The organism is Pseudomonas gingeri, from assembly GCF_013385635.1.
Taxonomy (GTDB): domain Bacteria; phylum Pseudomonadota; class Gammaproteobacteria; order Pseudomonadales; family Pseudomonadaceae; genus Aquipseudomonas; species Aquipseudomonas gingeri_A.
This window is the reverse complement of sequence record NZ_JACAPR010000008.1, coordinates 191,996-207,530: the sequence shown is the minus strand read 5'-3', so window position 1 is coordinate 207,530 and position 15,535 is coordinate 191,996. Positions and strand designations below refer to the sequence as shown.

At 63.7% G+C, this 15,535-nt stretch carries 17 protein-coding genes and 1 pseudogene; 11 read left to right on the top strand and 7 right to left on the bottom strand.

The genetic code is table 11. The features are described 5' to 3' along the window. Nucleotides 1–31 precede the first annotated feature (31 nt). Complete coding sequence (locus tag HX851_RS37280; RefSeq protein WP_177058822.1) at nt 32–691, bottom strand: carbonic anhydrase; 660 nt, start codon at nt 689–691, stop codon at nt 32–34. A gap of 109 nt (nt 692–800) precedes the next feature. Between HX851_RS37280 and cynR the strand changes: the two genes are divergently transcribed. From cynR to HX851_RS37250, 6 genes are all read left to right on the top strand, one after another. Then, a complete protein-coding gene (gene cynR, locus HX851_RS37275; protein WP_177058823.1) occupies nt 801–1,682 on the top strand; it encodes a transcriptional regulator CynR in 882 nt (293 codons plus the stop codon). A gap of 356 nt (nt 1,683–2,038) precedes the next feature. Further along, a complete protein-coding gene (locus HX851_RS37270; protein WP_177064729.1) occupies nt 2,039–3,421 on the top strand; it encodes a glutamine synthetase family protein in 1,383 nt (460 codons plus the stop codon). Between the two features lie 198 nt (nt 3,422–3,619). Then, a complete protein-coding gene (locus HX851_RS37265; RefSeq protein ID WP_177058827.1) occupies nt 3,620–4,297 on the top strand; it encodes a class I SAM-dependent methyltransferase in 678 nt (225 codons plus the stop codon). Between the two features lie 143 nt (nt 4,298–4,440). After that, entirely contained in the window at nt 4,441–5,574 is a 1,134-nt protein-coding gene (gene rnd / locus HX851_RS37260) for a ribonuclease D (RefSeq protein ID WP_177064731.1), read from the top strand. Next, nucleotides 5,571–5,864, top strand: a complete 294-nt coding sequence (locus tag HX851_RS37255; RefSeq protein ID WP_042934650.1) for a YcgL domain-containing protein — start codon at nt 5,571–5,573, stop codon at nt 5,862–5,864. Before rnd ends, HX851_RS37255 begins: the two co-directional genes overlap by 4 nt. 126 nt (nt 5,865–5,990) lie before the next feature. After that, nucleotides 5,991–6,923 (top strand): D-2-hydroxyacid dehydrogenase, encoded by a 933-nt coding sequence (locus HX851_RS37250; protein WP_177058831.1) that lies wholly within the window; start codon nt 5,991–5,993, stop codon nt 6,921–6,923. Between the two features lie 156 nt (nt 6,924–7,079). On the opposite strand, the gene HX851_RS37245 is transcribed toward HX851_RS37250, so the two are convergent. Continuing rightward, the gene (locus HX851_RS37245) at nt 7,080–7,673 is read right to left on the bottom strand and encodes a nitroreductase family protein (RefSeq protein WP_177060157.1); all 594 of its coding nucleotides are present in this window, start codon (nt 7,671–7,673) and stop codon (nt 7,080–7,082) included. A 277-nt stretch (nt 7,674–7,950) separates the two neighbouring features. On the opposite strand from HX851_RS37245, the gene HX851_RS37240 reads away from it, so the two are divergent. Both HX851_RS37240 and HX851_RS37235 read left to right on the top strand, forming a co-directional pair. Beyond that, nucleotides 7,951–8,400, top strand: coding sequence for a YcgN family cysteine cluster protein (locus HX851_RS37240; protein WP_017124564.1), 450 nt, complete (start codon nt 7,951–7,953; stop codon nt 8,398–8,400). 25 nt (nt 8,401–8,425) lie between these two features. Next, nucleotides 8,426–9,664, top strand: a complete 1,239-nt coding sequence (locus HX851_RS37235) for a hypothetical protein (protein WP_177060159.1) — start codon at nt 8,426–8,428, stop codon at nt 9,662–9,664. Between the two features lie 8 nt (nt 9,665–9,672). Here the strand turns inward: HX851_RS37235 and HX851_RS37230 are convergent, their stop codons facing one another. The 3 genes from HX851_RS37230 to HX851_RS37220 form a co-directional block, all read right to left on the bottom strand. After that, a complete protein-coding gene (locus tag HX851_RS37230) occupies nt 9,673–10,047 on the bottom strand; it encodes a YgaP family membrane protein (RefSeq protein ID WP_177060161.1) in 375 nt (124 codons plus the stop codon). An 82-nt stretch (nt 10,048–10,129) separates the two neighbouring features. Then, nucleotides 10,130–10,597: an RNA methyltransferase gene (locus HX851_RS37225; protein ID WP_095107241.1), complete on the bottom strand. Its 468-nt coding sequence runs from the start codon at nt 10,595–10,597 to the stop codon at nt 10,130–10,132. Between the two features lie 48 nt (nt 10,598–10,645). Beyond that, nucleotides 10,646–11,353 (bottom strand): glutathione S-transferase family protein, encoded by a 708-nt coding sequence (locus HX851_RS37220; RefSeq protein ID WP_177060163.1) that lies wholly within the window; start codon nt 11,351–11,353, stop codon nt 10,646–10,648. A gap of 105 nt (nt 11,354–11,458) precedes the next feature. On the opposite strand from HX851_RS37220, the gene HX851_RS37215 reads away from it, so the two are divergent. Then, nucleotides 11,459–12,040 (top strand): TetR/AcrR family transcriptional regulator, encoded by a 582-nt coding sequence (locus HX851_RS37215; protein WP_177060165.1) that lies wholly within the window; start codon nt 11,459–11,461, stop codon nt 12,038–12,040. 26 nt (nt 12,041–12,066) lie between these two features. Here the strand turns inward: HX851_RS37215 and HX851_RS37210 are convergent, their stop codons facing one another. Further along, nucleotides 12,067–12,969 (bottom strand): HD-GYP domain-containing protein, encoded by a 903-nt coding sequence (locus HX851_RS37210; RefSeq protein ID WP_177060167.1) that lies wholly within the window; start codon nt 12,967–12,969, stop codon nt 12,067–12,069. 135 nt (nt 12,970–13,104) lie between these two features. On the opposite strand from HX851_RS37210, the pseudogene HX851_RS45400 reads away from it, so the two are divergent. Both HX851_RS45400 and HX851_RS45395 read left to right on the top strand, forming a co-directional pair. Continuing rightward, nucleotides 13,105–14,259, top strand: a pseudogene (locus HX851_RS45400) (methyl-accepting chemotaxis protein); the annotation flags it as partial. Continuing rightward, nucleotides 14,233–15,114 carry a methyl-accepting chemotaxis protein gene (locus tag HX851_RS45395; RefSeq protein WP_439899215.1) on the top strand — a complete coding sequence of 294 codons (882 nt, stop codon included), beginning with the start codon at nt 14,233–14,235 and terminating at the stop codon, nt 15,112–15,114. The pseudogene HX851_RS45400 and the gene HX851_RS45395, both read left to right, overlap by 27 nt. Nucleotides 15,115–15,125: 11 nt before the next feature. Here HX851_RS45395 and HX851_RS37200 read toward each other — a convergent pair whose 3' ends face one another. Beyond that, nucleotides 15,126–15,500: a YajD family HNH nuclease gene (locus HX851_RS37200; RefSeq protein ID WP_017124556.1), complete on the bottom strand. Its 375-nt coding sequence runs from the start codon at nt 15,498–15,500 to the stop codon at nt 15,126–15,128. Nucleotides 15,501–15,535: the final 35 nt, after the last annotated feature.

The following is a 15,535-nucleotide window of genomic DNA, read 5'->3' as shown; positions in this document are numbered from 1 at the left end:
GATTTCCTCTTTTACGGGGTGGGTGTGCAAGTCAGGCAACGTGTTGTGGTTGAGTCGACAGCGCACAGGCCTGTGGATGTTCGGCGAGGGAGACAAAACGGCCGGTAGCGCCGTCCAGTGTGGCAATCGAGCCGCTCTCGATGTCATACACCCAGCCATGCAGGTTCAGCCGGCCTTGTTCCAGCGCCAGGGCGACTGATGGGTGGGTCTTGAGATTGGCCAGTTGGGCGACCACGTTTTCCCTGACCAGCGAGTCCAGGCGTGCTTGCGGCGAGGCGTGGCCCCGGGCGGCATTGATGACCTTGGCCGACTCGGCATGGCGCAGCCAGTTGGCGACGGCCGGCAGGTGATCGAGGCATTTGCAGGTGGAAATGGCGGTCATCGCACCGCAGTCGGAATGGCCGCAGATGACGATATCGCGCACGCCCAGCACGGCGACCGCGTACTCGACGGTAGCCGATACGCCGCCGGGCTCCGGCCCATAGGACGGCACGATATTGCCGGCATTGCGAATCACGAACAGGTCGCCGGGCTCTTGCTGGGTCAGCAGTTCCGGGACGACCCGGCTGTCCGAGCAGGTGACGAACAGCACGTCGGGGCTCTGGGTGTTGGCCAGTTGCTTGAACAGTGCGCTGCGCCCCGGAAAGGCTTCGCGCTGGAACTTCAGGACGCCGTCGATAATGGCTTGCATGGGCTTTCTCCTTGCGTGGCTGATGGGGCAAGGATGGAAGTTTTCAGCCATAGCGTCCAAGACCGGCTTATTATGGTTTCCATAAGCCAGACCTATAGTTGGATGTCCGATGCTCCTACGTCATGTGCGTTATCTACTGGCGGTCGCCGAACATGGCAATTTCACCCGGGCCGCCGAGGCGCTGCATGTTTCCCAGCCGACGCTCTCGCAGCAGATCAAGCAGTTGGAAGAGTCCCTGGGTGCGCCGTTGTTCGACCGCTCCGGGCGCGCCGTACGCCTGACGGATGCGGGAGCGGCCTACGTGCGATTTGCGCGACTGGCCTTGCAGGACCTGGAGGCGGGCAAGCGGGCGATGCATGATGTCCAGGACCTCAGCCGGGGGACGCTGCGCCTGGCGATGACGCCAACGTTCACCGCTTATCTCGTCGGGCCGCTGCTCGAACAGTTCAACCGTTGTTATCCGGGCATCACCCTCAGCGTCCAGGAACTGACCCAGGATCGTCTCGAAGCCGCCCTGGCCGAGGACCTGCTGGATATCGGCATTGCCTTCGCCGGAACACACCTGGCGGATATCGACAGCCAGGTGCTCTTTACCGAAACCCTGAGCCTGGTGGTCGGTGAGCCTCACCCGCAGGCCGATCGCACAGCGTCCTTCAGTCTCCAGGACCTTGAGCGCCAGCCCCTGGTCCTGCTCAGCAGGGATTTCGCGACCCGCCAGCACATCGACCTGTACTGCCGCCAGCAAGGCATCGGTGCCCAGGTGGCGATCGAAGCCAACTCCATCAGCGCGATTGTCGAGATTGTCCGGCGCGGGCAACTGGCGACGATCCTGCCGAGTGCGATTGCCCGCGAGCAGCCGGGCCTCGTTGCATTGCCGCTGCAACCCTCGTTGCCCACCCGCAGTGTGGTCTTGCTGAGGCGCCAGGGGGCCTATCGCAGTGCCGCCTCCCGAGCCTTTGTGCAAACCGTGCTGAATTGGGGGAATGTTTAGTCGTTGTGCAACCAAGCGTTGTAAATACTGGATTTAACGACTTATCGTGTCGTGTGAGTCTGCAGGCTCGTGTCTACTGCGGCAGTCCTATGGACGGTTGGATCAACGGGAACAAGCATGAAGTTTCGACGGGCGCCCAGGCGCCGGGCGTCGGTTCTTCTCGCCCGTCGATAACCGTACCGAGTCTGGTTGCCCTGCCTTCCGAACTGGCCTTCTGGGCTCTCTGGCATTGCCGCCATGCGCGCCCGCCGGATCGGCGTCATTCCCGTTAAGTCATTTCACTGATCGCAGGCGGCCGTGCCGGTCGCCTGGTTCGAACCGGCGCGCGTGCGCCTGACGCGGAATACGAGAAGCCCATGAGTGTTGCCTGCCAGTCCTTTGCTGCCCTGGAAGAAGCCCGGTCGTTCCTTGAACGGAACCCGGATATCGAGATGTTCGAGTTGTTCATTGTCGATAACAACGGCGTGCCCCGGGGCAAGTTGTTGCACCGCGACGAATTGCTGGCGGTGTACGCCAGCGGTCGTCCGTTGCCGAGCACCATTCTTGGCCTGACCCTCAATGGCGACGATGTGGAAAACTCCGGGCTGGTCTGGGAAGTCGGCGATATCGATTGCCGGGCCTACCCGATCAGCGGCAGCCTGCAACGCATGCCCTGGCGCCTTATCCCGACGGCGGCGGTGCAGGTCAGCATGCACCCCACCGAGGGCTTGCCGGCCACCGTGGCCGATCCACGGCAATTGCTGACGCGGGTGATCGGGCAACTCCAGGCCGACGGTTATTACCTGGTGATGGCGGCGGAACTGGAGTTCTACCTGCTGGACCAGCAGCGCGACAGCAACGGTCGCCCGCAGCCCGCCCGCGATGCCGATGGCGGACGCCCGCGGGCTACCCAGGTCTACGGCCTGCGCGAACTGGAGCAGATCGAACCGTTTCTCGCCGACCTCTACAACGCCTGCAAACTCCAGGGGATCCCCGCACGCACGGCGATATCCGAATACGCCCCCGGCCAGGTGGAAATCACCCTGGAGCACCGTGGCGATGCCTTGCAGGCCATGGACGAAGCGGTGCGCTACAAGCGGCTGGTCAAGGGGGTGGCTCACAAGCATGGAATGATCGCCTGCTTCATGGCCAAGCCCTTCGATGACCTGGCCGGTACCGGGATGCATATGCATGTCAGCCTGGCCGACAAGGACGGCCACAACCTGTTCGCCAGCGAAGCGCCGGAGGGTACGCCGCTGTTGAAGCAGGCGGTGGGCGGCATGCTGGCGACCCTGCTCGATTCGTTGCTGATGTTCTGCCCCAATGCCAACTCCTACCGGCGTTTCCAGAGCAACAGTTATGCCCCGCTGGCGGCGACCTGGGGCGTCGACAACCGCACGGTGAGCCTGCGTGTGCCGGGTGGACCGGCTTTCTCGCGACACATCGAACACCGGATCTGCGGCGCCGATGCCAATCCCTATCTGGCCGCCGCCGCGATCCTGGCGGGGATTCATCACGGTATCCGCCAGCAACTGGACCCCGGCGCGCCCATCGAAGGCAATGGTTATGCTCAGGCCGGTGAACGCTTGCCCACCGACTGGCTGACCACCTTGCGGGCGCTGGAAGGTTCCGCCTGGGCCCGCGAGACTTTCGGCGGCGAGTTCCTCGGTGTCTACTTGGCGGTCAAACGCGCCGAGTACCGGCAGTTCATGGGCGAGGTCGGTGAGCAGGACTGGCGCTGGTATTTGCATCAGGCGTGAGTCGCGGCAAAAAAAGCAATTTCGATCCGGGAGCGCATTCTTGAGCGGCAGCGGCATTTTTTTCACGAAATATTGATGCACGCCTGACTAAGGTTCGAGCATTGCCGGGAGATGCATAGCGCTTCCCGGCAGCTCTTTCAATCGGCCTGGTGTTCCAGGTAGAACCGGCACCGGCCAATGCACCAGAGTTCGCCAGACATGTCAGCGCAACCGCCTTCACTCGTCGAGCTTGAGTTCGCCCGCCACCATGCGCGCGAGCATGCCCGGGTGTATCGCGAGATCGGTCCCGAGGGGTTGCTGTACCGCCTGGGGTACTGGCGCGAAAGGCAACTGATGCGCCATGCGCTGAAGATCGCCGGCGAACCGGGCCTGGTCCTGGATCTGCCCTGTGGCTCCGGGCGGTTCTGGTCGGTCCTGGCGGAGCGGGGCAATCGCGTGGTGCTGGCCGCCGATTCGTCCCAGGACATGCTCGACCATTGCGCGGCGCATCATTCTCTCGAATTGCTCAAGCGGGTCCGAACCTTCCAGAGTTCGGTGTTCGCCATCGGCTTGCCGGAAAACGCGGTGGATTGCATTTTCTGCGTGCAGTTGTTCGCCTATGTCGCCGACAAGGCGCAGCGCCTGGCGATGCTCCGGGAGTTTCATCGGGTCAGCCGCGATACAGTGATTGTCTCGCTGTGGGTGGACGGCAATGTCATGGCCTGGCGTCGCCGGCGCCTGGCCGCCCACTCAGGTCTGAACAGCCAGCGCGTGGTGCTGGGCAAGGCGCTGATCGAGGCGGAGTTCCAGGAAGCCGGCTTCGAGATTGTCGGCCATCGGGATTTCCTGCCGGGCTACGCCATGCGTCGGGTCTATGTCCTGCGCAAGGACAGTTGAGTCATCCTCGGTCGGGCTGAACTTCATGAGTAGGACTATTCTTTTTTCGCAGCGGGTCTTTTCACTCATGCTGTTGCAGAGTGAATGCTCGGAAATCGCCTGTGGCGATATATACTGCGCGCCATTCTTCAAGGGAGAGCCGTGTGGCCATCGATATTCACTGGATTCGCGACAACGATAGCCTCGGTCAGCATTGCACTGAATGGCAACAATTACCCTTCGTTGCCCTCGACACCGAATTCATGCGGGTCGACACCTTTTATCCCATCGCCGGGCTGATCCAGATCGGTGATGGCGTCCGCGCTTACCTGATCGACCCTTTGACTATCGACAACTGGCAACCCCTGGCCGCCTTGCTGGAAAACCCGGCGGTGATCAAGGTGGTGCATGCCTGCAGTGAAGACCTCGAAGTCCTCTTGCGCCTGACCGGCAGCCTGCCGGTGCCGCTGTTCGACACCCAACTGGCCGCCGCGTACCTGAACCTGGGTTTTTCCATGGGCTATTCGCGCCTGGTCCAGGAAGTGCTCGGCATCGAATTGCCCAAGGGCGAGACCCGTTCGGACTGGCTTCAGCGCCCGCTGTCGGACACCCAGGTCAGCTATGCCGCCGAGGATGCGCTGCACCTGGCCGAGGTCTATACCCGCCTGCGTCCGCAACTGTCGGACGACAAGTTCGCCTGGGTCCTGGAGGACGGTGCCGAACTGGTTGCCAACCTGCGCCGCGAGGTCGATCCCTACGAGGTCTATCGCGAGGCTAAGCTGGCCTGGAAGCTGTCCAGGGCGCAACTGGCGGTGCTGCGTGAACTCTGTGCCTGGCGCGAGCGCGAGGCCCGGGCCCGTGACCTGCCGCGCAATCGGATTGTCCGCGAACATTCCCTGTGGCCCCTGGCCAAGAGTCAGCCGGACAATCTGGTGACCCTCGCCCGTATCGACGACATGCACCCGCGTACCGTGCGCCAGGACGGAGAATTCCTCCTCGGACTGATCAAGCAGGCCGGCAGCGTGCCGATGGACCAGTGGCCACCGGCGGTGCCCGAGCCGCTGCCGATCGAAGCCGGGGCGCTGGTCAAGCGCCTGCGGGCGGTCGGCCAGGCAGAGGCCGAGCGCCTGGGTATCGCGCCGGAACTGATGCTGCGCAAGAAAACCCTGGAAGCGCTGATCAAGAGCGGCTTTCCTGACGGACCTTATCAATTGCCCGATTCGCTGCGTGGCTGGCGCCGCGAATTGATGGGCCAGGCCTTGCTCGATAGCCTGGCGACTGCCGGAGAACAGCCTTGAAACGTATTTGCTCCATCTACCGAAGCCCGCGCAAGAACGAGATGTACCTCTATGTGCTCAAGAGCGATGCTTTGGAGCGCGTGCCGGAGAATCTGTTGCTGGCGTTCGGCAAACCGCAGCATGCCTTCGACCTGGTGCTGACGCCCGAGCGCAAGCTGTCGCGCGAAGATATCCACAAGGTGCTCGAAAACCTCGAGACCCAGGGCTATCACCTGCAGATGCCGCCGGCGGAAGACGAGTACATCGAACACTTGCCCGAAGAGCTGTTGCGGCGCAATGATCCGGTCTGACGGATATCCCTGAATGCCCTGTCCAGGGCATTCGACTCAAATGGAATGTATTTTCTGGCGGTGGCCGAGCACGATGGAGAGCGCTTCGTCGGCGGCTGCCTGCACCGTTTTTGAAAGGTTTGAACCATGCGCGTTCTGATTGCCGAACACGACCACGCCCTGTATGCCCGCCTGCTGCGCCAGGCGGCACCCGAACTTGAAGTAATGACCAGCGGTGATTCGGCCACGCTGTCGAGCCTGGCGACCGACTGCCCGATCTGGCTGGGGCAGCCGGATCTGCTGGCGACCCTGTTGCGCCAGGGCCACCAGCCGCAGTGGCTGCAATCGACCTGGGCGGGTGTCACGCCGCTGCTGGCCGAAGGACTGCCGCGCCACTACCGCCTGACCCGCGCCGTGGGGATCTTTGGCCAGGTGATGGCCGAGTACGTCCTGACCTATATGCTCGGCCACGAGCGCGAAGTGCTGGCGCGACTGGTCAGCCAGGTCGAGCGCAAATGGGACAATCGCCTGGGACAGAGCCTGGCGGGGCGCAAGGTGCTGATCGTCGGCGCCGGGGACATCGGCCATAGCGTGGCGCAGTTTCTGCAACCGTTCGGGGTCGAGCTGTACGGGATCGCCAGCGAGGCCCGGGAGCAGCCGCCGTTTATCCGCGTGGATGCCCTCGAGGCGCTGGGTGAGCGGGTCGGCGAGGTGGATTATGTGATCAACCTGTTGCCCAACACACCCAATACCCATGACCTGTACGACGCGGCGCTGTTCAAGCGCTTCAAGCCGACCGGCCTGTTCATCAATGCCGGGCGCGGCGTGGCGGTGGTCGATGCTGATCTGGTGGAGGCCTTGAAGGAAGGACATCTGGCGGGGGCGGTGATCGATGTCTGCCGCCAGGAGCCGTTGCCGCAGCGCCACCCGTTCTGGACGGCGTGGGGATTGTTGCTGACCGGCCACAGCTCGGCACCGACTTCACCGACCATGATGGTGCAGTTGTTCGTCGATAACCTGCGGGCCTATCAGGCCGAGACCGCGTTGCGCGGGGAAGTGGACTTCGATCGCGGGTACTGATTGACGCCAGATCGTTCCCACGTTCCAGCGTGGGAATGCCTCACTGGACGCTCTGCGTCCGCTTCAAAAGCTTCGCGGGCAAGCCCGCTCCCACTAGGGCATCACGGGCCGCATTCCCACGGGGACCGTGGGAACGATCGACAGTCCGCTGGGCGATTACAGGCTGAAATCACCTTCGGCCGCCAGCGCGCTCAACGGCTCGCGTGGGCTCGGTACTTCGCGGGCCTGCAGGTAGTCGGCCAGGGTCGCCTTGTCGCCCAGCTTGCCCACCGCCACCGCCGCGTGCAGGGCATAACCTTCTGGAATCTTCAGCTCCTGGCGGGTCAGTTCCTGGTCGAAGCCGGCCATGCCGTGGGTGTGCCAACCACTCTTGCTGGCCTGCAGGGCCAGGTAGCCCCAGGCCGAACCGGTGTCGAAGGTGTGCCACAGGGCCGGGGTTTCCTCGGCGGCGCCGGGCACCTTGAAGGTGGTTTTCGAGATCACGATGACCAGCGCCGAAGCGTGTTGCGCCCAGCCACGGTTGAACTCGTTGAGCAGGCCGAGGAAGCGTTGCCAGTTCGGCGTGTCACGGCGCGCGTAGAGGAAGCGCCACGGCTGCGAGTTGTAGGCCGACGGCGCCCAGCGGGCGGCTTCGAAAAAGCTCAGCAGGGTTTCTTCCGGAATGGCTTCGCCGGTGAAGGCGCGGGGCGACCAGCGTTGGGTGAACTGGGCATCGATCGGGTAATCGGCGACACGTGGGTTGGCGCTCATGGGAAATTCCTGAACTAGAGTCTGGGATGAAGGGTGGGAGTCGACCCGGGCCGTTGCAGCGGTATCCGGTGGTGATATCTGGCCCGTCTACAATCTGCTTCGTGCGGCGCGGTAGAGCGCTAATGGCGGTTGGCTAGGGCTTTTACGAGCACCAAAGCTACTGCGCGGCGTGCCGGCTGACAAGTCTTCTTCAACCGACAGTCGCCAATGCTTGGCCCTTTGCGGCGCGGGCACTAGACTGGCGGCCTTTTCACTACCCGATGCAGATGTTTGAGCCATGGCCGCAAGAGTCGAACCCTTCTGGATACGCAAGACCCTCGATCAACTCGATCAGGAGGAATGGGAGTCGCTGTGCGACGGTTGTGGCTTGTGCTGCCTGCAAAAGCTCGAGGATGAGGAGGACAACAGCGTCTATTACACGCGGATCGCCTGCAAGCTCCTCGACCTGAAGACCTGCCAGTGCACCGACTACGGCAATCGTCGCGATTCGGTGCCCGACTGCATCCAGCTCACGCCGGGCAAGGCCGACCAGTTCAAATGGCTGCCACCGACCTGCGGCTATCGCCTGGTCAGCGAAGGCAAGGACCTGCCGCTCTGGCACCATCTGGTCTGTGGCGATCGCGATGCGGTGCACCATGAGCGGATTTCCCAGTCCGGACGCATGCTGGCCGAAGGCAGCGTGCCCGAGGACGATTGGGAAGATCACCTGATTTTCCGCGCCGGTTGAGTCAGGCGGGCCCGAGGGAGTGTGTATGCCGGTGCATTGCCGACTGTTGCTGGGGTTGCTGCTGCTGATGCTGGCCGGTCCCGGTTGGGCCGGGAAAAAAGTCGACCTGGATTATCATGTGCGCCTGCTGCCCCAGAGCGATCAGGCCGAAGTGCGCCTGACCCTGGCCCAGGGCTCGGCGGTGCGCAGCCTCGACTTCGACCTGGGCAGCCAGGGTTACTACACCGACTTCAAGGCCGATGGCCAGTGGTTGCAGGCACCCGACCAGGCCGGCAGCGCCAGCCGCGGGATCTGGCGGCCGGCTCCCGGCAAGGCCAGTCTCAGCTATCGGGTGAGCATCAGCCATCCGCGCAAGAACGGCACCTTCGATACCCGCATGACCGCCAACTGGGCCCTGTTGCGCGGCGAGGAACTGGTCCCGCCGGCACACCTGGACCAGCAGGACGGCACGGAACTGGTGGCGCGCCTGGAGTTCGAGCTGCCCACCGGCTGGAAAAGCGTCGAGACCGCCTGGCCCCGGATCGGCAGGAACCGCTTTCGCATCGATAACGTCTCGCGCCTGTTCGATCGCCCGACCGGCTGGATGCTGGCCGGCAATCTCGGCAGCCGGCGCACGCGCCTGGGGGAAACCGAAGTGACGGTCGCCGGTCCGCGGGGCGAAGGCATGCGGCGCATGGATGTCCTGACGCTGCTGACGTTTGTCTGGCCCAAGGTGCAGGAAGTCTTCCCGCGCAATCCGCCGAAACTGCTGGTGGTCGGGGCGGGCGAGTCGATGATGCGCGGCAGCCAGGCGGCCCATGACTCGATCTACCTGCACACCACCGGGCCGCTGATCGGTGAGTCCGGGGCCAGTCCGCTGGTGCGCGAGCTGGTGCACGTCTTCGGGCGGATCAACGACAGCCATCGCAGCGACTGGATCGGTGAAGGCCTGGCGGAGTACTACGCCATCGAGCTGGTGCGCCGGGCGGGGGGCATGAGCGAGGAACGCTATCAGGCCCTGCAGGCGAAGCTGGCCCGCGTCAGCCACAAGGTCACCGGTCTGCGTGGCGACCAGGTCAGCGGGCCGACGGTGGCCCGTGCGGTGTTGTTGTTGCAGGAGCTGGATCGGGAAATTCGCCAGCGCACCGGCAACCAGCACTCACTGGACGATGTGAGCCGGGCGGCGATGCGCCTGGACACGGTGACGACCCACGAATTCATCCAGCTCAGCGAGAGCGTGATGGGCGGGTCGTCGAAGGTCCTGGCCAGTGATTTGCTGAAGTAGCCTCAGGCTCAGGCCTTCGGCGTCTTCAGCGAGTCATTGCCGGTCACGGTCGCGGTGCGGGTAGCCGCGTCGGCATTGGCCTTCATCTGTTTCAACTCATCCGCCGCCCGCTCGATCTTCGTGCGCACGCCGTGCAGGTCCTGGCGACCTTTTTCCAGCAGGCTCTTGGCCGAGCTGTGGCCGGTGATGCCACGGGCCAGCGCCACGCCGCCGATGGCCACCTGGATCAGGCCGAACACGCCGCCACGGCGCAGGCCCTTGCCCATCATCACCACGCCGCCGGCCAGCGAGCCGATACGCTCCCAGCCCTGGACGTTCTGGTGCGGGTCCGGGGACTGGAACGGGGTGGATTCGATGCGCTGTACGATTTTGCTGTCGCTCATGGTCTGTCTCCTGGACGGTCAATCGCTAGACGGCTGATGGATAGACTGCAGACTGCGGGCGGCCGTGCGGGTTCCGAAAATCTCAGAACTTGGGGCCCGAACGGGTGTTGTTGCCCTTGGCCAGGCGGTCGTAGAGCACCACGTTGACGGTGGCGGCGAGGTTCATGCAGCCGGTGGTGGGGATGTACACCACATCCTCGCACCAGTCGCGGATTTCCTTGTCCAGCGAGCCGTCTTCCGGGCCGAAGATGTACAGCGCGCGGTCCGGGTGGGTGTACTCCGGCAGCGAGCGGGCGCCTTCCACCAGCTCGACGGCGACCGGGATGCAGCCCAGGGGCAGGATCTTCTTCAGGTCGTCGATGCCGATCAGCGGAATATCCTGGTGGACCTTCTTGGTGTCGGTGACGAAGTCCCGGGCCCGCTCATAACGCTTGCCGGTATAGAACACCGAGGCCACGCCGTAGCAGCCAGCTGCACGCATCACCGAACCGACGTTTTCCGGTGACTTGGGGTTATACAAACCAATGCAGCTGTACCTTTTGTTTGCCACGAGCCGGGTGCCTTCCAGGAAAAAGACGCGATTATACCGGCATCTCCGTCAGGCCGTGGTGTCGGGATAGTTCGAAGGGAACAGCGCCCGTCGGGTTTGTTCGTCATTGACCTGCTTGAAGGCATGGCTCTTGCCCACCTGGCGGGCGCGGGCCACGGCCGGACGGGCGTCGATACGCTGGAACCAGACCGACAGGTGAGGGTAGGCGGCCAGCGGCGACTCTTCGCCTTTGAGCACTCGCGCCGCCCGGTCGATCCAGCCCCAGGCCGAGATATCGGCAATCGAGTAGCTGTCCCCGACGATGTAAGTGCGCCCGGCCAGATGCCGGTCAAGCACCCGGTAGTGCCGCTCGGCTTCGCGGCGATAGCGATTGATGGCATAGGGCAGGCTTTCCGGGGCCGAATGCTGGAAGTGCACCGCCTGGCCGGAAAACGGCCCGAGGCCGGTGCCGAGGAACATCAGCCACGACAGCAGTTCACCGCGATCAGCGGGTTCGCCGCCGAGCAGCCCGGTCTTTTCACTCAGGTACAGCAGGATCGCGTTGGAGTCGAACACCCGCACTTCACGGCCGCCCGGGCCTTCGGTATCGACGATGGCCGGTACCTTGCCGTTGGGGTTGATCGCCAGGAACTGCGGGCTGTGTTGTTCGCCCTTGCTGGTATCGACGGGAATCACTTCGTAGGGCAGTGCCGTTTCTTCAAGAAACAGCGAGACTTTGGCGGGATTGGGCGTGGGGTGGAAAAAGAAGCGGATCATGGAAAAGGTCCTGGCTGATGTTTTAGATCGAGTGTTATAAAATAGATCAGAACCCGGTTATGTGACAATCGCCGTTCGACTTCAATTTGAATCAATGTGTGAGTTATGGCGCGACCAAGAGAATTTGACGAGACCGGGGCATTGGAGGCGGCGATCCGCTGCTTCTGGTCCCGCGGCTACGAGGCGACCTCGGTACGGGACCTGGCGCAGGCCATGGGGATCACCGGAGCCAGCCTGTACAACGCCTTCGGTGACAAGCGCGCGCTGTTCGGCCTGGCGCTCGATCATTACATCCAGAACGGCTTCTGCGAGCGTTCCGCGCGCCTGGAGCGGCAACTGCCACCCCGCGAAGCGGTGCTGGCGTTCTTCGACGAGATCATCGAGCGGTCCTTGGGCGACCCTGAGCACAAGGGCTGTTTTATCGTCAACGCGGCCCTGGAGGTGGCGCCCCACGATCCGGAGTTCAAGGCGCTGTTGGCCAGGGTCCAGGAAGGGATGGAGGACTTTTTCCTGCGCTGTATCCGTGCCGGCCAGGCCCAGGGCAGCATCAATGCCGCGCAGTCGGCGGACGATCTGGCGCGCCTGTGCCTGGGCGTGTTGATGGGGCTGCGGGTGCTGGCCCGCTCCAGGCCCGAGCGGGAACTGCTGGAGGGGTTGGTGCGCCCGCTCTTCGCCTTATTGAAATAGGGCGTCCCGACGGCGGGCACGCATGGCTACAGAACCTGGACGAATTGCTGCCGGACCAGCCGCTCGATCAACTCGATATCGGCCTGGGGGCTGAGGTCCTGTGCGTTGCCACCGCCGCCGGTGGCTTGCAGCTCCAGCGTGCTTCCCGGTTCTTTCTGTTGCAGCAGGTAGTCGGCGCCGCAATTGCCGCAGAACACATGATCGCCCGCGCGGTGGGTGCGCCTGAGCACCACGGTCGGCCCGCACATGCCGCAATGGCGCAGGGGAATGCCCTGGTCGGTATGACCGATGATCGGGCTCAGCGCCCCTGACTCCCCCAGTTGGATAAACAGCGCGCCAAAGTGTTCGTCGAACTGGCTCCCCAGGTTCTTGCCGATGATCTGCAGCGCCTGTGCCTGGGGCATGCCCGCACGGTAGGGGCGGGTGCTGGTCATGGCATCGAAGGCGTCGCAGATGCCGACAATGCTCGCCAGGTGGGGAATCTCCCCGGCCTTGAGTCCCAGTGGATAACCCCGGCCGTCGGGCATTTCGTGGTGCAGGCGCACGGCGTCCTCGACCAGCGCCGCCAGCGGATGGGCATGCAGCAGCCGGTAGCCGATGTCGGGGTGGGTCTTGATCACCGCGTACTCTTCGTCGCTCAAGGGCCCGGCCTTGCGCAGCACCGCGTCGGGAATGCCGATCTTGCCCAGGTCATGGACAAAACCGCCGAGGGCAATCCGCGCCACTTCCTCCGTCGTGAAACCGGCCTTCTGCGCCAGCAGTTCGCAGAACTGCGCCACCCGCCACAGATGCCCGCCGGTGTAGGGGTCGCGTGCCTCCACCACCCAGGCCATCACCAGCAGGCTGGACAGCAGTTCCTGCTCCGGGCGCGAAACCTGTGCCGGTTGGCGGGAGCCCAGCAGGCTTTGAATCAGTTGGTTCAGCTTCATCGAAGGCGCTCTCGTGACGGAAGCAAGGAAGAAAGCGTGCGTAATGGCACTTCGCCCTGTTGAGACGCCGAAGGGCTTTAAATTACAGCGGATTGAAAAAATCTTGATCTTGTGTTTTAGAGCGATCGATTTAGAATGCCAGCGATATCAAAGTGCCTCAAGGTGTTTTGCTCATTGCCTCGGCCGGCTGCCGGCCTCACAGGAGAGTTCGTTATGCATGGCGTCGCCGACTGGTTGATGGGGGCTTCGGTGCGTCGCAAGCTGACGCTGGGATTTGGCATCGTCTTGCTGCTCACCGCGCTGGTCACCGCCATCGCCCTGTACAGCATCGGGCAACTGACGATGCGCAGCGAGGCGTTGGTGGACAGCGTCTCGTTGGACACCCAGATCGCGGCCGTGCGCTTGCAGGAAAACGAATTCGATCGCACCGGGCAGGGCTCGGCGGTCGACGCCTATGCCGGGCAGATGCAGGCGCTGTATGCCGGGGTCGACAAGCTGCAAATGAGCCTGGAAACCGACGCCCAGGCAACCCTGGCGCGTATCCGCGAGGTGGCACGGACTTATCAGCAGAGTTTCGCCCAGTTCGTCGCGGCCCGGCGTCAGGCCCGGGCCGCGGAAGCCGCCATGGTGCCGGTGATGGAGAACATCGCCGAGCAACTGACGCGTTTGCGTACCCAGTTGTTTCAACAGATGCGCAGCGACCCGGCGGTGACCATCGACCAGGCGCAGTCGGTGGTCGAACTGCAATGGCTGATGGCGCAACTGCGCGATCAGGTGCGCCTGTATATCGCCGACCCGCAACCCGAGGCGCAGGTGCGTGTTTCGCAGATAGCCGACCGGATTCGCGTGCAGGGCAACGACCTGTACGGACAGCTACCGGGGGATGCCTTGCAAACGCCATTGCTGGAAGCATTGCGGGCGGCGGTGACCTACCAGGACCGGGTCGTGGATTTTCGCGACAGCGTGCTCAACAGCCAGCAGGCCAAGCAGGCGATGCTGGCGCAGGCCGGCGATCTGCAGCAACTGAGCGCGGCGGTCTATCAACGGCAACTGCTGGGGCGCGGTGACGATGTGCGGATGGCCCGGGGTGAGTTGCTGGCGGCCGGTTTTCTCGCGCTGTTGCTGGGCTTGTTGTCGGCCTGGGGCATGACGCGGCAGATCGTGCCACCGCTCAAACGTACCCTGGCCCTCGCCCGACAGATCGCCGCGGGCGACCTGACTGGCAACCTGGAAAGCCACCGCCGCGACGAACTGGGACAAATGATGGCGGCCACGCGGGAAATGGCCGGGCACCTGCGGCAGTTGATCGGCAGCATCGGCGACGGTACGCGGCAACTGACCCAGGCCGCGGAAGGCTTGTCGACGGTCACGGCGCACAGCAGCGCGGGTGTTTCGCAACAGCGCCAGCAGACCGAAGAGGTGGCCGGTGCCATGAGCGAGATGGTCGACAGCGCCCAGCATGTCGCGCGTAATGCCCAGCATGCTTCGCAAGCGGCGCAGGCGGCCGAGCAACGCAGTGTCGAGGGCAATCGTGTGGTGACCCTGGCGATCGAGCACTTTGAAGCCCTGGTGCTCAACGTCGATCGCTCCGCCCTGGCCATGGCGCGTTTGCGCGAGGACGGTGAACGCATCGGCGGGGTTTTCGGGGTGATTCGCGAGGTGGCGGAGCAGACCAATCTGCTGGCGCTCAACGCGGCCATCGAAGCGGCGCGTGCCGGCGAGGCGGGACGGGGTTTTGCGGTGGTGGCCGATGAGGTACGAGCCTTGGCCCAGCGTACACAGCGCTCCACCGAGGAGATCGAGGGGCTGATCGCGGCCTTGCATGGCGGCACCGAGCAGGCCACGGCGATCATGCGCCAGAGCCAGGAGATGAGCCTGTCCAGTGTGGCCCTGGCGCGCGAGGCCGGTGGCGTGCTCAGTGAGATCCGTCAGTCGGTGTCGCTGATCCAGTCGATGAACTCACAGATTGCCACGGCCGCCGATCAGCAAACCCGTGCGTGCGAACAGATCAGCGGTAACCTCGCCCGCGTGCGCGATATCGCCGACGAGTCGGCGCAATCGACCGCTCGTACGGCAACGGCAAGCCTCGAGCTGTCGCGCCTGGGCTGTGATCTCAGCGTGCTGGTCCAGCGCTTTACGGTCTAGGTGCAGCCGTTCTACTCGTCTTTCTTCATCAGCCCGGCCAGCGCCGCGAACGGGTTGTGGGTGGCCTTGGCGATCTTCGGGCTGCTCAGCGAGCTGTCGCCGAAGTACTGCTGGTCGGTGTAGCGCGAGTGCTCGTTGTCATGGCAGAACAGGCAGAGCAGTTCCCAGTTGGAACCGTCCTGCGGGTTGTTGTCATGGTTGTGGTCGCGATGGTGCACGGTCAGTTCGCTCAGGCGCTTGCCGGAAAATTCACGGGCGCAGCGACCGCAGACGTGGGGGTACATCTTCAGCGCCTTGTCACGATAGCCCATCTCTTTATCGCGTTTCGCATCGGCCAGGATGCGATCCAGCTTGGCGGTATGGGAGGGTGGGTTGGCCGAACTCATGGGTTCACCTTGTCGAATAGGTTAATGACGGTTAT

Coding starts and splice junctions, on each gene's coding strand:
- HX851_RS37265 (WP_177058827.1), top strand. CDS start 3,620: ATGTCAGCGCAACCGCCTTCACTCGTCGAGCTTGAGTTCGCCCGCCAC.
- HX851_RS37210 (WP_177060167.1), bottom strand. CDS start 12,969: ATGAAGCTGAACCAACTGATTCAAAGCCTGCTGGGCTCCCGCCAACCG.
- HX851_RS37220 (WP_177060163.1), bottom strand. CDS start 11,353: ATGATCCGCTTCTTTTTCCACCCCACGCCCAATCCCGCCAAAGTCTCG.
- HX851_RS37235 (WP_177060159.1), top strand. CDS start 8,426: ATGCCGGTGCATTGCCGACTGTTGCTGGGGTTGCTGCTGCTGATGCTG.
- HX851_RS37215 (WP_177060165.1), top strand. CDS start 11,459: ATGGCGCGACCAAGAGAATTTGACGAGACCGGGGCATTGGAGGCGGCG.
- HX851_RS37250 (WP_177058831.1), top strand. CDS start 5,991: ATGCGCGTTCTGATTGCCGAACACGACCACGCCCTGTATGCCCGCCTG.
- HX851_RS37280 (WP_177058822.1), bottom strand. CDS start 691: ATGCAAGCCATTATCGACGGCGTCCTGAAGTTCCAGCGCGAAGCCTTT.
- HX851_RS37200 (WP_017124556.1), bottom strand. CDS start 15,500: ATGAGTTCGGCCAACCCACCCTCCCATACCGCCAAGCTGGATCGCATC.
- HX851_RS37245 (WP_177060157.1), bottom strand. CDS start 7,673: ATGAGCGCCAACCCACGTGTCGCCGATTACCCGATCGATGCCCAGTTC.
- HX851_RS37230 (WP_177060161.1), bottom strand. CDS start 10,047: ATGAGCGACAGCAAAATCGTACAGCGCATCGAATCCACCCCGTTCCAG.
- cynR (WP_177058823.1), top strand. CDS start 801: ATGCTCCTACGTCATGTGCGTTATCTACTGGCGGTCGCCGAACATGGC.
- HX851_RS37270 (WP_177064729.1), top strand. CDS start 2,039: ATGAGTGTTGCCTGCCAGTCCTTTGCTGCCCTGGAAGAAGCCCGGTCG.
- HX851_RS45395 (WP_439899215.1), top strand. CDS start 14,233: ATGGCGGCCACGCGGGAAATGGCCGGGCACCTGCGGCAGTTGATCGGC.
- HX851_RS37240 (WP_017124564.1), top strand. CDS start 7,951: ATGGCCGCAAGAGTCGAACCCTTCTGGATACGCAAGACCCTCGATCAA.